This is a genomic window from Bacillus mycoides, assembly GCF_001757995.1.
GTDB classification, from domain to species: Bacteria; Bacillota; Bacilli; order Bacillales; family Bacillaceae_G; genus Bacillus_A; species Bacillus_A mycoides_B.
Window position 1 is genome coordinate 99,979 of record NZ_LXLV01000025.1, and the last position, 12,824, is coordinate 112,802.

Consider the following 12,824-nt stretch of genomic DNA (forward strand, 5'->3'; position numbering starts at 1 on the left):
AACCCTCCTTTAAAAATTATTGAATCATTGTGTAGTTTTGAGCAATAACATCATGCAACTTATTGGCTAATAGTTGGTTTTCATAACGCAAAAGTCTTTTTTCAGCAAATTGTAGTGAGACGTTAAAAGTCTCAGCTATAAAATGTGCTGTTAAATGTGAAGGGGGCAAGTTTCTTAACATGAAAGTGGGAATACAAAAATGTAGTTCAAAATTCTTAGCTTTTGCTTCTTGATAATCCATGAACATTTTAGGCATATTTAATTGGTTCCCAGCATGAAATAGAAGGTGTGCAACTTCGTGGCCGAAGTCTTCAAATTGCTCTTGCTGCGATTTCCGTTCATCTAATATGATGCTTGCTAGACCATTACGTTTCATTGCACAACTTCCAATCGGAACAAAATAAAGCCAAATGTTTAGTTTTTGTGCAATTTTCATCATATCCATTTGTTCTGGAACAAAGATAGACAGAGATTGGTACAAGTGTTGCATATAGTCTTCAAGTTGTGTAGTGTAGTAGGGCTGCGATTTGTACATGTTATTTCACTCCAACATCTCAAAATAAGAACACTTGTTCTTATTTTACCGCAAAAAGAAAAGCCCGTGAAGAGGGCTTTATCGATAATTCTATTTCTGTTTATATAGGTATTGAACACTTATGTTCGAAAAATTAGGTGTTTGTGCAATATTCATACATTTTAAGATAAACAAAAATAATACACGCAATAACAGCGTGTATTATTTTTGTTTATCCCCAGGCTTACGATTCTTTTCTTTCATCTTAATAAATTCCCAAAACAGGCGTAGTTCCTCCTGTTTCTCTGGAGAAGCATCTTTGATGTCTTTGAACCATAATCCGAGTTCAGGATCGTTAAGAGGCTGATTAAATTCATCAGGTGTATTATTCAGACTTCGCTTATTTGTTCGACCAAGAAGATAGTCTACAGATATATCGAAGGAATCAGCTAATTTTTGCAGTGTGTCTGTGTCGGGAGTACGATTTCCGTTTTCATAACCAGATACAGAAACTTTTGTAACATTTATTTTTTCGCCTAATTGTTCTTGAGTTAACTTATGTTCAAGGCGTATTTGCTTAAGGCGTGTAGGGAAATCCAAGGTAATCCCTCCTTTACATACATTAATTATATGTTAACTAAATGTTAACGTAAATTTATAAAAATAAAGTTAACTAAATAGAAACTTTTACATTGACGTTAGCTAATGGTTAACTTATAATTGTTGTTAACAAGCAGTTAATAATGTTTGGTGGTGAAAAAATGAAACTAGAGAAATTAAAAGAAATTAGAGTGGTAAACAAAATGTCATTACAAAATGTTGCGGATTCAATAGGTGTTAGCAAACCTTATTATTGGCAAATTGAAAATGGAAAAAGAAGATTAACATATGATTTAGCTGTAAGAATATCTGGAGTGTTTAATTTAACCCCAGATGATATTTTTTTGGAGTTTGAGTTAACTAATAGTAAACTTGAGTGTTCATATTCTCAACTAAAAAGAATAAAAAACTAGCCTAAGGTGGTGACTATCATGTTTAGTTTTGATGTAGAAAGTTTCCGTCAAATTATTCGTGAAGAAGTGGAAAGGGCAACGATTCATATACAAAAGCAAAATGAATTGCCACCATTCCTTACAGTAACGGAATTAATGGACCTGCTACATATTAAACGTACCAAAGCATCAGAGTTATTAAATCGTTCTGATTTTCCAGTATGTCGCGAAGCGGGTGTTCTTATTCCTACACATCTTCTTTTTAAGTGGATGGAAAATCATACTGACTGGGTCGAAAATAATACTGAGTACTACAATCCATTAAAAGAATCTGTCTAATACTAAGTTACCATGTTGGGTTGTCACAAATAAATAATACGTTAGGTACGAATGGGGGAAGTAAACGATGTCTATAGGAAAAGAAGTTGCTATGGCACGTAAACGAAAGGGAATCACTCAAGAACAACTCTACTTAGAAATCCCTGTGAGTCGTGAGTCTTTAGCAAAATATGAAACTGAAAAACGACGAATACCGAAAGACTTACGAAAATGTATTACTGAAGGAATAGATGATCCACAACTGTTTTTTAAAATGTGGAGTGAAGCGACAGGTCATGTAAGTATCCCATTCTTTAATGGAGAATACATAGACCTTCATCCTACAAGTATGAGGTACATGGTTCAGCAAGAAACAAATGAAGCTTTGAAACAGCTTGATACATTATGTTGGTTTAAACCTTCACAAGCATGGTCTGAACAGGAGAAAGAATCTATGAAAAAGGCTATGCATGAAATTTTAGATGCTACGGGTTCGATGATGAGCCTAGTCGCGGTCTTATGTGATCAGTACGGTTTTTCAATGACAGATATATTTAAGTATTGGAAGGTTTCACTGAGAGCAAGGAAATATACAGATGGTTAATTTGATTATTACTAGGGAGGTTAGAGTAATGACAATTGATTATGTGAGTCCAACTTTAAAGCAATATAAAGAACTGGTAAGAAAAGAAGCAAATTTATATGGTGATATCCGAATCGCATCAATTTGTGGAGATTTTATAAAAGCTAAAAGTTTAAAGCAAGAGAAGAAATTAACGGAGATAAGAATTCGAATTATAGAAGCTGCATTTGTTTTGAAAAATAAAAAGAAAAAAGAAAAGGCTACCGCATAGCCCGCGATAACCAAAAATATCAACAAATGAATTATAACATATTCCGATTTAATGCGACAAGCAACTGCGCTTGTCGTTATGGCCAGAAAGATTTGTTCTCCTGTTGTTAATAGTTTATAAGATTGTACTTTCTGGCCATAACGATACGTACAGTATCAAATTATTTGAAGTGAGGGATGAAACATGAAGGTAGAATGTAATCGTCTGTTTGATTTAGTTCTACCAGGAGACTTTGCTTTTGCAAATGAATTACATAACTGCATGGTGACATGTATTCATAACATGTTCAATGCTGGCTCGCTTGATGAAGCAGATTACTGGGAGAAAGAGTTAAATAGGTGCGCTAAAGAATTCAAGAGTATTCGTAACGCAAGAGAAGATCATGATGTATCAAAGAGTTTTCGTGTAGTTGTTAAAAACCTTCAAGGTAAAGGAATCAATGCATCATTAGTTAGTCGTAGAAAATAAAAAAATCTATCACTTGGCAGAGTGATAGATTTAAGACACGTATAGCGAGTCTTTATAAATACTAATTTAGTTAAATTATATCAAAGTAAATCAAGTAAAACAATGGAGGATGAATAATATGGCAGTTTATAGACCGGTACACGTTTCATTTTGGCAGGATTCATTTGTTTTAGATCTTACACCAGAGGAAAAGTATTTTTACTTGTATTTGATGACAAACAGTAAGACGTCTCAATCAGGAATCTATGAGCTTCCACTTCGCATCATTGAAACTGATACAGGGTACAACCGTGAAACTGTTATGAAGCTATTAGAACGTTTTGCAGAGTACGGGAAAATTAATTACAACCAAAAAACAAAAGAGTTGTTCTTAATCAACTGGTTAAAATTCAATCCGATTAAAAATGTAAACATTGAAAAGTGTGTTTTAAAAGAAATTCAATCTGTAAAAGATCAAGATTTTCTGGTTGATTTTTATGAAACATGTTTGCAATTAGAAAGGGAACAAGATTTTAAAATTCCTCGTATTAAGGAGTATTTATCAGTCCGTTTGGAGGGGCTGATAAGGGGCTTCCAAGACCCTAGCAAGGAAGAAGAAAAAGAAAAAGAAGAAGAAAAAGAACAACAACAAGAAGAACGCGCAGGCGCGGAAGAAGTTGTTGAGGTTAATCCAATTTCTTTTTACGAGCAAAACTTCGGATTCGTTACACCTTTTATCGCAGATGGTATTCACGCTTGGATAGACGATTTAAATGCAGAGCTAGTTTTAAAAGCTATGGAAATTGCTTTAGAAAAGAATACGAGAAACATGTCTTACGTAAATACGATTTTACGAGACTGGCATCTTAAAGGATTGAAAACAGTAGCAGATGTTGAAGCGGCTGATAAAGAATTTCGTGCTCAACGATTAGCAAAAGGGCAACAACCGATACAAGCACCTTATCAACAAAAAGGCTTATCGGAATCTACTAAAAACGTAATACAGCAGCAAAAAGCATGGGAGCAGAACATTCCAACAGAAGAAGAACTTGCAGTACTTAACCAACAGAATGCGTGGTTGGCCCAATGAGTAACGATATGATTCGTAACACAGAAGCTGAACAAAGTGTTTTAGGTAGCATTATCCAAGAAGGCGATTTAATTAAAGATTGCCAGCTAAAGGCAAAACAGTTTTCTTTACCAACACACCAAGTGATTTTTAAAGCGATGAGAGAGTTAGAGGATGCAGAAGTCCCAATAGATCTTGTTGCTCTCATGGGGAAATTTGAAGACAGTTTTACGAATCAAATTGGTGGTATTGCGTTCTTTGTAAACTTAACCGAAGTTGTTCCAACGACGAAAAACTTTTCGTATCACGAAGGCTTAATTATCGAAGCTTGGAAAATGAGACATGCTCAAGAGGTTGCTGGTAACTTATATAACCGTCTTCAGCATGAAAGAGATATGAGCGCTATTAGTACATCGATAGATGAGTTAAGCGCTATTGAAGAAACAGGTTATTCAGATGAATTTAATCTAAAGGAAACCCTAGTTGATCTGTATAAGCAAATGCAAATCGATGTAGGAGATTTAACAGGAATAAACACCGGTTACGACGATTTGAATAGAATGACAGCTGGACTTCAAGAGGGCGATTTAATCATTGTCGGTGCACGTCCTTCGATGGGGAAAACAGCATTTGTATTAAACGTCACATTTCATGCAGCAAGCTCTAATACAGCAACAGGCATCTTTTCGCTAGAGATGGGAGAAGAACAGCTGCTTAAGCGAATGATCTCAAGTACTGGAAATATAGATGCCTCGAAATTAAAGAATCCTAAAAAACTATGTAATTTAAAGGATTGGGAAAAGATTAGCCAGGCAATGGGATTAATAAATGATTTGCCGTTAGAAATATACGATAAAGCAAACGTGACTATGCAAGAAATTTATGCGAAGACGAGAAAGCTAAAGCGAAAATATCCAGATAAAAAAGTATTCATAGCAATTGATTACTTACAGCTCATTGTCGGTGATCCAAAGCATAGAGGGAATCGTATGCAAGAAATCGGTGAGATTAGTCGTAAGCTAAAACTTATGGCAAGAGAGTTAAATGTATGCGTAGTCGCACTATCACAATTAAGCCGTGCTGTTGAAAGTAGGCAAGATAAAAGACCATTACTATCAGACTTACGTGAGAATGGTCAAATTGAGCAAGATGCGGACTTAATCGCATTCTTATATCGTGAAGATTACTATGACCGTGAAACAGAAAATAAAAACATTACGGAAATCATTTTAGCGAAACAGAGAAATGGTCCAGTTGGTGTTGTTGAACTAGCATTCATTAAAGAATTTAGTAAATTTGTGAACTTAGACCGGAAGTTTAGTCATCAACAGGAGGCTTAATCATGTTGTTACGGCAGGAAGTAGAGCGTAGGAAACTAGCAATTATTCGTAAATTATTAGGATTAGGGTTAGCTGAAATTAACGGACAAACATTAGATCAACTAACATTAACGCAGCTAGAGGGAATTTTAATCGCAAGCTTGCAAGTATTGGAGGACAATGATCATGATTCTCACGAGAGATTGGCGAAATGGTAATACGATTCACCTCAAGCGTAAAAAGTTTAGAGATATTTTACGTGCTGTACAAGATTTAGAAAAGCGAGGATATTCATGTGTTCATCCGATTAGATCGTTAGTACAGCTTCAAAGAGAATTCATTCATAAACGAACGAATGGAAAGATTAGCACAGCCAATTATAGCTTTACACAAACGAATGCTGATACTTGCTATGTAGTAATGATGAGAAAAGAAAAGAGTGAAGAACATGCGGAAGCAATTAACAATTTTTGATGTTGAGCCTGTTGTTTCATTTGATTCAAAGAAAGCAACAATCCATCGTTTGAATTCACAACTACGTTATGCGGATGTAGTTGTACAAATACCACGTCAAGCAAAAGCGATTGATGAGTTGAAACCAACGACAGCACCTGATGAGAGTTACGAGTTATTTGAAGATTACGCAATTGGGATTTGGCGTTACAAACGAGCGGAGGATAAACAATTTGTATGGGAAGAAGCTGAAGAAATGTGTAAGCGAGCAAGAGATGAAAAAGAGCCGATTCCAATACGGCTTCATTTATCACTTGAACAAGCATTCATTCCAGAAAACGTTGTTCAATATTTGTAGACAAATAAAAAAAGCCGAGAATACTCCCGACTACTTTCGACAAAGTAATTATAACACATGTGGGAGTGGTTTCGGTGGGAATTATTAAAGAAAACATTGCAGAAATGACAGCTGAAATTTCATTAAATCAGAATATGATTTACGTTGTGAAAGATGGAAAAGTTCATCTGATTGAACCACCAACTAGTGGTCACGGTGAACAGTCCTTTGTATATAAAAACGGAAAAGTAACTCGTATGGATGAGCGGAAAACGCAATTAATTTAATAGAATTTGAATTTTATTAAAAAGGGAGAGATGAGTAATGAGATTTGGAATTTATTTAGGTGGAGAATTGATGGAAGATTACGATGATATTTTAAAAGCTTATGAAGATGCTATCTATGTAACAAAGGAATCAGGAATTCCGCATGAAGTGAAAATAATTAAACCAGAAAAAAACTAAACAAAAGCGTTATTTTATATAAAATAATCCCCTGAAATCTAGGAGATTTAGGAAAACATCTATGAAAAATTATTTTATAAGGACTGGCATTCTTTTAGTTTCAAATCTTTCGAATTCTATAGGGCAATATGCAAACGTTGCTATAGGTTCTGAAGTTTCGTTTGTAAAAAAAGTGTGGTTAATTACTTTACCAGAAGAAGAATAAAAAGTAATTTTGGTTTTTGATATAGGAGGAAGCGTTATTACTAGTGGTTTACTTGTCATACTAATCAGCTCCTAAATTATTTGGTTTTATATGAACTTAATATGTATTCAATAAATATATATGAATTCATTTTATAAAGTTAGTACTTTGTGAATTGAGAAATTTAACAAAATAGTTATTGTATGACGAACAAAATAAAAGAACCCACTAATCATAACGGGTTCTATGTATAAGGAATACAAGGAATACAAGGAAATTGGTCCAGGGCAACCTGTGTATTCCTTTGAATGATAATAATATATTCAAAAGAATTAAAAAGATGAATGGGAAATTAAATAAAATCCTAATTTAAAACTAAAGAGCGCTTTCCAAGGCGCTCTCTGACCAAAACTTATACTGAAAAAGAATACACATGATATTGTATGCATGCTGTTTAGGTATGTGTAGTTGTACAATAAAATCTTTATTTGAATAGAGAAAAGAAAAAAGACAACAACCGGAGGGCTTGTTGTCTCAAAAAAAGTGGAATGGCACTAAAATATTAGTTTAAGTCATAACAGGTTATTTAAAGTATATGAATTGCGTATAAAAATATACATCTTTCAAACAAAAGCGTTATTTTGTACAAGAATTTTTACGATTATACACAAAAACAGCGGGCAACTGATTAAGTTGCCCGCCATGTTCTTGCACGGCACGGAGGAGCGCTTTCCCTTTTGAAAGAGTGCAGCCGGGGAGAGATCGGCTTAGAGGTAGTATGTGTAATACAAAAAAGATTATTCGTAAAGAGGAATGTAACGGTTCAAAACTAAACAAAATAGTTATTTTTTATTAAAAACTGCCCTTGTATTTTGGGGTCACAAGGGCAGAACAGATATATGGATTTGCAAAGGGGAATCTGCAAAATCATATAAATTGTAACATGTATATAAGCCTAAAGTGGTTACGGAAAAGTAACAAAATCGTTATTTTAAAACTAAAGAGCGCTTAAAAAAGCGCTCTGCACCAAAATTTATATAGAAAGAGGAAATACTACATTATATGCATACTGTTTTAGAATGGTGTGATCTTAAAGCTGAATCGTCATTGAATAACAAATTAAAAGAGCACACCTATAAGCGTGCTCTTAGAAAGGTAAGAATCTTATGAGTGGAGATTCTCCATACAATAACATATGCTTGTCCAGTTTAAAGGTGAAAAGTTTTTTAATAAAAACGCTATTTTGTACTTAGGAAATGGTGATGTTTATATAAATGATAAAGCAGCTAGCTCAATGAACTAACTGCTTTATCGTCCAACAAGAACAATACCCACAATACACTGTAACTAAAGGTTACAACTATAGTATGAGCAGAAGTGAAAATGTTATGCAAAAAAGAAAGCTAAACAAAAACTTCATTTTATAAAATATTCCCATGCAACAAAGGACACTTTCATTAGTGCCCTTTGTTGCATGGGAATAGCGTAAGTGGCCAGCTCACGTTATAAAGAAAGGTAGACTTTAATGTATTCAAAACCTGCTTAAATGTTGAAAACAAAAGAGCAGCTAGCCAAAGCTAACTGCTCCATTGCAACTTGTTAAAAAAAGAAAACGGCTGCTATTCAGGAATTGAACAGCTTGTAGATATTATGTGGAAGTTTTGGAATTTTATTCAGATAAATTTAAAAAAGCAGCTAGCAAAAGCTAACCGCTTAGCCCCAAGTAAGAGAGAGGAGCGCTTTATTAGGTCTAAGGCTGAAATAAGGGTTTTAGATGTTAAGACCTAAGACCTAATATATAGTATGGATCTCACTTGAGAAATTATGTATATAAATTGTATTCATACAAAAATGGTTAAAAAAACAAAGTAGCTAGCTCAATTAACTAACTACTTGTTGTACAAAAGAAATTAGGCCCTACAAGTAATGATGTGTAACTTTAAGTTACAGTTATAGTGTAAACAAGATTGGAAAAGTTATACGGAAGTGAACTTAATAAAAATTTCATTTTGTAGAAAAGAGGAAGCTAAAAAAGAGCACTATATATAAGTGCTCTTTTCGAGAGTGAGTATAAATCCCTATCATTCTATACTAGTATATGTACTGTTTTATGTAGTTGCTACTAAAATTAATGTCAGTTTTTAAAATTAGAGGTTTCTTTTAATGAAACCTCTAAAAAGACAACTAAATCTACGTTATTGTAAATTCAATTGCAATAGGAGTACCTCCATCTAGGACGGCTCCCCCTACAATAGTAGCAGCTGTAGTAGTCACACCAGTAATAGTATCACCTGTCTGAATAACGCCATTAATATAAAGCGTTAAAAAAGCATAAGAAGCAGGAAATGTTGTTACAGCGCCAGTGTCATCAGTAAAGTCTGTATTAGCAAAAGTTAAATCCGCTCCAGCGACAGTTCCTGTTGCTGCTGTACTTACAAATCGTCTTCCAGCTATAAAAGGTTTAACGATAGGCATTTATGTTCACCTCTTTATAAGAATTAACTCAGACAAGTTTTTTGAAAGCCTTGTCCTGTATTGTATTCTATGTTGTGCTTCTTTTAAAAGATACGGCTTGTATACTAGTAAAAAAGTATAATTCTTATGTTTTTAATAGATGTTGTATAAATTTAAACAAAATAATCCTTTTACGAAAAAAGGTCCTGTTGTCTCCAACAGAACCTTTCCTAAAATGGCAAAGAGCACTTTCAAAAACGCTAATTTTCATCCATAGTAGTGTCGGATGATATTATAATTTGAATAAATTGGTATTCGGTGTTAAAGACTATTACTTATTTAATCCTCTAAATGGAAGTTTCACTTTATTATGGACAAGGTGAAGTTGTAGTCGTTTCTCCAAAGAAAGGAAATCCATTTACCGTACCAGACGCTATAAGAGTTATATTTCCAGGCCCAGTAGCAGTAACATTCGTACTAAAAAATCCGCCTTCTTCTGTAAACACTGTAGTTGGAGAAACAGTCGCTGCACCTTGTATTGTGAACGTGACTGGTATTCCTGCAAATCCTATGCCATTTACTAACAAACGACCAGGTGCTACAACAGGAACGTTACAATCTTCACTTGTAAACGCTAGTCCAATAGCCACTTCTGTACCAGTGACTGGCAATCTCCTAACGCAGACTTTGACAATCTCCTTTTCTTTGAATTTAAAAGCAACTCGTAATCCGTCTATAAATCCAAAATTTTGTTCTTGGGCAGAAACTTGTCCAAGAATTGCTACTCCTGTGACCTCGAAAATGTCGCCTTCATTGGCATCTTCACGGTCAATGACACATTGAAAAGGGATATCATCAAAAACTTGAAAACCCGGCACTAGAGTGCCATTTTCTAAAACAGCAGTGTAAGTTAACGTTTTACGAACTACTCCGCAAATTACAACCTTTTCTGGGATTACATTTTCAATATCCGCTTCAACAGTTTGTGTAAAGGTAACGGTACCTGCAAGTGCTGGGGGTACAAGCTGCGTTGTGCGCTCAACAACAACTTGGCAACAAGTTGTTGGATTAATAAGTGGGCAAACCATTCATTATTCCTCCTTAGTTCAATAAATAATATTCTCTCAGTACATTTCGAAGTCAAATAGAATGCTATTGCTTCTACTATAGAATATGAAGTAGAGACAGAGCTGGTATAGGAGGATATCTTGGACAAGATTCCTATTTTTCAGCAAATAAATAAGTTATTTCATCTTAGAGAGATCCGGAACTGCGGATTTAGTCTCTAAAATGATCTGATTTTATATTTATGATGGAAGGATATTGATTTACTTAGTAATCGTTTTTATGGAAACTTTTATAACATCCTTCTCTATAAAATTGAAAGCAAGGGTTTGTCTATACGATCGAAAACCATTTGAACTTCCAAAGTTAGCTTCACGTGCAAAAACTTCACCAAGTATTTTTTTCTCGACGATGCTAAATTGATGATTTTCTTTAATGTCCGTTGATTCTATAAGACACTGGAAAGGAACATCATCTTGGATACTATGATTTGGAATCTCTCTGTTATGAGTTACTGCTGTATAAGTAACAGTTTTTCGGATATATCCAATAATGACGACTACTTCTGAACACACCTTTTCAATCGTAGTGAATATCTGTTTATCAACTTTGACGGTTCCTTTTTTTGCGGGAGGAACTAACTGGATTTTATGCTCAACAATTTGTCTGCAACACATCGTTTGGGATTTTGGAACTTTTAATAATTGTTTTGATTTTGGAGTTTTTGGGGATCGCGATGATTTTATTGGTTTTTGAACTTTCGGAAATACCGATAAATCGATATGCGGGAAAAAAGGTGCGCTTATATTAATGAAATCTTTCTTATGATGTGAATTCATATACGTTTCCTCACTTTTTGATAACATATAGTGTAGAATATGTTTTCTACACTATATATGCTTGTTTTTGACAAGGAATTTAAAAAAATGAGCTGTTGTCATATATCAATATGATTCTTTGACAATAAAAAAATGTTGCTTCTGATTTACATTCATAAAAAGCATATTACTCCTTCTCATTCATATAAGAGATAACGTGCTTTCAACTTTAAAAAAGGTCTATGAAATGCAGGACGAACATTTAGACAAAATAATCGTTTGAATAGAAAAATAGATAAATGGTGTAAAAATGGTATAATAAATAAAAATTAAATATTTAGTCCTACTGGAAGAACCAGCGGACATCAAACCATAAAGAGCATAAGCGATAGTGCTCTATGGTTTGATGTCCGCTTTTTGTTTTTTATTAATAAAATAGATAAGGAGTGTTTTTATATATGACGCAATTAACTTTCTTACCTAAAATTGATCGTAAAGCAACACAAGTCCGTTTAGAAGAGATTCTTGAAAATGTTCGTATTTATAGACAATTCGGGATGATTAGAAATGAGATGAAGGTCACAGCTTCTTGTGAGGTAAGATATCATGGTCCAACAAACATAGTAGGAAAGCCAGCTGAAGATGTTGCTTTAGCAAATGTTGCTATGAGTGAAAGAGAAGTGAAATTACAACGTTTATCTTTTCAAATTGATAAGGCATTAAGTCGTTTTAGTAAAAGCCAAAGGGACATTATTGTAAAACGATATTTAGAAGATGAAGAAGTTTTTGATTACATGGTTTATAACGAGATTAGTATGAGTGAACGTACATATAGACGAAATAAATCTAATGCTTTTTATAAACTAGCTTTTGCTCTTAGATTAGAAGTATATGAGACAGAAGAACAGAATGGAGGGGATAACCTATGAACTTTGTTCAACCTATCCGTGATCCAGAGCAAATACAACAGATTAAAGAATATCTGAAAGAAAACAGCGAACGTAATTTTATTTTGTTTGTAATGGGAATTAACACAGGTTTACGTATTAGTGACATTCTCAAATTGAAGATAGGTGATTTGAAAGGTAGCCATATTTCAATGAGAGAAAAAAAGACAGGGAAACAAAAACGTATTCAATTAACTCCAGCGTTAAAAAGAGAATTGCGTTGGTACATTGAAGAACGAGATGACAGTGAGTATGTAATTAAAAGTCGTGAAGGTACTAATAGACCAATTGGGCGCAGCATGGCTTACAAGATACTCAGAAGTACAGCAGCAGAGTTTGGCTTAAAGGAGATAGGGACCCATACATTAAGAAAAACATTCGGATATCACATGTACATGCAAACGAAGAATATTGCTTTGCTAATGGAGATATTCAATCATTCAAGCGAGAAGGTGACCCTTAGATATATCGGTGTAAACCAAGATGCAATGGATAAGGCTATGACTCGATTTAAAATATAGCAACGTCCTTTTTATTTTTTTGTTTTTATAATTACCCATTTTTTATGCGTTGTGTAACTCAAAAGGG

20 protein-coding genes are annotated in these 12,824 nt (G+C 34.1%); 14 read left to right on the forward strand and 6 right to left on the reverse strand.

What is annotated here, in order from left to right; all coding sequences use genetic code 11:
• Positions 1 to 16: 16 nt before the first annotated feature.
• A complete protein-coding gene (locus BWGOE10_RS10270; protein ID WP_070142257.1) occupies positions 17 to 535 on the reverse strand; it encodes an ImmA/IrrE family metallo-endopeptidase in 519 nt (172 codons plus the stop codon).
• A gap of 201 nt (positions 536 to 736) precedes the next feature.
• Positions 737 to 1,114 (reverse strand): helix-turn-helix domain-containing protein, encoded by a 378-nt coding sequence (locus tag BWGOE10_RS10275; protein WP_070142259.1) that lies wholly within the window; start codon positions 1,112 to 1,114, stop codon positions 737 to 739.
• Between the two features lie 161 nt (positions 1,115 to 1,275).
• On the opposite strand from BWGOE10_RS10275, the gene BWGOE10_RS10280 reads away from it, so the two are divergent.
• From BWGOE10_RS10280 to BWGOE10_RS32820, 12 genes are all read left to right on the forward strand, one after another.
• Positions 1,276 to 1,527: a helix-turn-helix domain-containing protein gene (locus BWGOE10_RS10280; protein WP_070142261.1), complete on the forward strand. Its 252-nt coding sequence runs from the start codon at positions 1,276 to 1,278 to the stop codon at positions 1,525 to 1,527.
• Between the two features lie 18 nt (positions 1,528 to 1,545).
• A complete protein-coding gene (locus BWGOE10_RS10285) occupies positions 1,546 to 1,845 on the forward strand; it encodes a helix-turn-helix domain-containing protein (RefSeq protein ID WP_070142263.1) in 300 nt (99 codons plus the stop codon).
• A gap of 67 nt (positions 1,846 to 1,912) precedes the next feature.
• Positions 1,913 to 2,428, forward strand: a complete 516-nt coding sequence (locus tag BWGOE10_RS10290) for a helix-turn-helix domain-containing protein (protein ID WP_070142265.1) — start codon at positions 1,913 to 1,915, stop codon at positions 2,426 to 2,428.
• A 28-nt stretch (positions 2,429 to 2,456) separates the two neighbouring features.
• Positions 2,457 to 2,678: a hypothetical protein gene (locus BWGOE10_RS10295; RefSeq protein WP_033659540.1), complete on the forward strand. Its 222-nt coding sequence runs from the start codon at positions 2,457 to 2,459 to the stop codon at positions 2,676 to 2,678.
• Between the two features lie 183 nt (positions 2,679 to 2,861).
• The gene (locus BWGOE10_RS10300; RefSeq protein WP_070142267.1) at positions 2,862 to 3,146 is read left to right on the forward strand and encodes a hypothetical protein; all 285 of its coding nucleotides are present in this window, start codon (positions 2,862 to 2,864) and stop codon (positions 3,144 to 3,146) included.
• Between the two features lie 118 nt (positions 3,147 to 3,264).
• Positions 3,265 to 4,215 (forward strand): DnaD domain-containing protein, encoded by a 951-nt coding sequence (locus tag BWGOE10_RS10305; RefSeq protein ID WP_070142269.1) that lies wholly within the window; start codon positions 3,265 to 3,267, stop codon positions 4,213 to 4,215.
• Positions 4,212 to 5,534: a replicative DNA helicase gene (dnaB, locus tag BWGOE10_RS10310; protein WP_070142270.1), complete on the forward strand. Its 1,323-nt coding sequence runs from the start codon at positions 4,212 to 4,214 to the stop codon at positions 5,532 to 5,534. The genes BWGOE10_RS10305 and dnaB overlap by 4 nt, the downstream gene beginning before the upstream one ends.
• 2 nt (positions 5,535 to 5,536) lie before the next feature.
• Positions 5,537 to 5,731, forward strand: coding sequence for a hypothetical protein (locus BWGOE10_RS10315; RefSeq protein WP_070142272.1), 195 nt, complete (start codon positions 5,537 to 5,539; stop codon positions 5,729 to 5,731).
• A complete protein-coding gene (locus tag BWGOE10_RS10320; protein WP_070142274.1) occupies positions 5,700 to 5,987 on the forward strand; it encodes a hypothetical protein in 288 nt (95 codons plus the stop codon). The genes BWGOE10_RS10315 and BWGOE10_RS10320 overlap by 32 nt, the downstream gene beginning before the upstream one ends.
• Positions 5,962 to 6,324 (forward strand): cell division protein SepF, encoded by a 363-nt coding sequence (locus tag BWGOE10_RS10325; protein ID WP_070142275.1) that lies wholly within the window; start codon positions 5,962 to 5,964, stop codon positions 6,322 to 6,324. Before BWGOE10_RS10320 ends, BWGOE10_RS10325 begins: the two co-directional genes overlap by 26 nt.
• A gap of 74 nt (positions 6,325 to 6,398) precedes the next feature.
• Positions 6,399 to 6,590 (forward strand): DUF3954 domain-containing protein, encoded by a 192-nt coding sequence (locus BWGOE10_RS10330; protein ID WP_044442009.1) that lies wholly within the window; start codon positions 6,399 to 6,401, stop codon positions 6,588 to 6,590.
• A 37-nt stretch (positions 6,591 to 6,627) separates the two neighbouring features.
• A complete protein-coding gene (locus BWGOE10_RS32820; protein ID WP_097809065.1) occupies positions 6,628 to 6,768 on the forward strand; it encodes a hypothetical protein in 141 nt (46 codons plus the stop codon).
• Between the two features lie 69 nt (positions 6,769 to 6,837).
• On the opposite strand, the gene BWGOE10_RS29765 is transcribed toward BWGOE10_RS32820, so the two are convergent.
• From BWGOE10_RS29765 to BWGOE10_RS10350, 4 genes are all read right to left on the reverse strand, one after another.
• Positions 6,838 to 7,032 carry a hypothetical protein gene (locus tag BWGOE10_RS29765; RefSeq protein WP_081338104.1) on the reverse strand — a complete coding sequence of 65 codons (195 nt, stop codon included), beginning with the start codon at positions 7,030 to 7,032 and terminating at the stop codon, positions 6,838 to 6,840.
• Between the two features lie 2,110 nt (positions 7,033 to 9,142).
• Positions 9,143 to 9,427 (reverse strand): DUF4183 domain-containing protein, encoded by a 285-nt coding sequence (locus tag BWGOE10_RS10340; protein WP_001123250.1) that lies wholly within the window; start codon positions 9,425 to 9,427, stop codon positions 9,143 to 9,145.
• A gap of 347 nt (positions 9,428 to 9,774) precedes the next feature.
• On the reverse strand, positions 9,775 to 10,494 hold the full coding sequence (locus BWGOE10_RS10345; RefSeq protein ID WP_070142277.1) for a hypothetical protein: 720 nt from the start codon (positions 10,492 to 10,494) through the stop codon (positions 9,775 to 9,777).
• A 240-nt stretch (positions 10,495 to 10,734) separates the two neighbouring features.
• A complete protein-coding gene (locus BWGOE10_RS10350) occupies positions 10,735 to 11,310 on the reverse strand; it encodes a hypothetical protein (protein WP_070142279.1) in 576 nt (191 codons plus the stop codon).
• Between the two features lie 437 nt (positions 11,311 to 11,747).
• Here BWGOE10_RS10350 and BWGOE10_RS10355 point away from each other — a divergent pair, with 437 nt between their 5' ends.
• Together BWGOE10_RS10355 and BWGOE10_RS10360 are read left to right on the forward strand one after the other, a co-directional pair.
• A complete protein-coding gene (locus BWGOE10_RS10355) occupies positions 11,748 to 12,218 on the forward strand; it encodes an ArpU family phage packaging/lysis transcriptional regulator (protein ID WP_070142280.1) in 471 nt (156 codons plus the stop codon).
• Positions 12,215 to 12,757 (forward strand): site-specific integrase, encoded by a 543-nt coding sequence (locus BWGOE10_RS10360; protein ID WP_070142282.1) that lies wholly within the window; start codon positions 12,215 to 12,217, stop codon positions 12,755 to 12,757. The genes BWGOE10_RS10355 and BWGOE10_RS10360 overlap by 4 nt, the downstream gene beginning before the upstream one ends.
• The last annotated feature ends 67 nt before the right edge of the window (positions 12,758 to 12,824 follow it).

Excerpts from the sequence above, each read along its gene's own strand:
- BWGOE10_RS10290 (WP_070142265.1), top strand. The coding sequence starts at position 1,913 with ATGTCTATAGGAAAAGAAGTTGCTATGGCACGTAAACGAAAGGGAATC.
- BWGOE10_RS10305 (WP_070142269.1), top strand. The coding sequence starts at position 3,265 with ATGGCAGTTTATAGACCGGTACACGTTTCATTTTGGCAGGATTCATTT.
- BWGOE10_RS10345 (WP_070142277.1), bottom strand. The coding sequence starts at position 10,494 with ATGGTTTGCCCACTTATTAATCCAACAACTTGTTGCCAAGTTGTTGTT.
- BWGOE10_RS10325 (WP_070142275.1), top strand. The coding sequence starts at position 5,962 with ATGCGGAAGCAATTAACAATTTTTGATGTTGAGCCTGTTGTTTCATTT.
- BWGOE10_RS32820 (WP_097809065.1), top strand. The coding sequence starts at position 6,628 with ATGAGATTTGGAATTTATTTAGGTGGAGAATTGATGGAAGATTACGAT.
- BWGOE10_RS10355 (WP_070142280.1), top strand. The coding sequence starts at position 11,748 with ATGACGCAATTAACTTTCTTACCTAAAATTGATCGTAAAGCAACACAA.
- BWGOE10_RS10270 (WP_070142257.1), bottom strand. The coding sequence starts at position 535 with ATGTACAAATCGCAGCCCTACTACACTACACAACTTGAAGACTATATG.
- BWGOE10_RS10315 (WP_070142272.1), top strand. The coding sequence starts at position 5,537 with ATGTTGTTACGGCAGGAAGTAGAGCGTAGGAAACTAGCAATTATTCGT.
- BWGOE10_RS10350 (WP_070142279.1), bottom strand. The coding sequence starts at position 11,310 with ATGAATTCACATCATAAGAAAGATTTCATTAATATAAGCGCACCTTTT.
- BWGOE10_RS10360 (WP_070142282.1), top strand. The coding sequence starts at position 12,215 with ATGAACTTTGTTCAACCTATCCGTGATCCAGAGCAAATACAACAGATT.
- dnaB (WP_070142270.1), top strand. The coding sequence starts at position 4,212 with ATGAGTAACGATATGATTCGTAACACAGAAGCTGAACAAAGTGTTTTA.
- BWGOE10_RS29765 (WP_081338104.1), bottom strand. The coding sequence starts at position 7,032 with ATGACAAGTAAACCACTAGTAATAACGCTTCCTCCTATATCAAAAACC.
- BWGOE10_RS10285 (WP_070142263.1), top strand. The coding sequence starts at position 1,546 with ATGTTTAGTTTTGATGTAGAAAGTTTCCGTCAAATTATTCGTGAAGAA.
- BWGOE10_RS10340 (WP_001123250.1), bottom strand. The coding sequence starts at position 9,427 with ATGCCTATCGTTAAACCTTTTATAGCTGGAAGACGATTTGTAAGTACA.
- BWGOE10_RS10280 (WP_070142261.1), top strand. The coding sequence starts at position 1,276 with ATGAAACTAGAGAAATTAAAAGAAATTAGAGTGGTAAACAAAATGTCA.
- BWGOE10_RS10320 (WP_070142274.1), top strand. The coding sequence starts at position 5,700 with ATGATTCTCACGAGAGATTGGCGAAATGGTAATACGATTCACCTCAAG.
- BWGOE10_RS10300 (WP_070142267.1), top strand. The coding sequence starts at position 2,862 with ATGAAGGTAGAATGTAATCGTCTGTTTGATTTAGTTCTACCAGGAGAC.
- BWGOE10_RS10295 (WP_033659540.1), top strand. The coding sequence starts at position 2,457 with ATGACAATTGATTATGTGAGTCCAACTTTAAAGCAATATAAAGAACTG.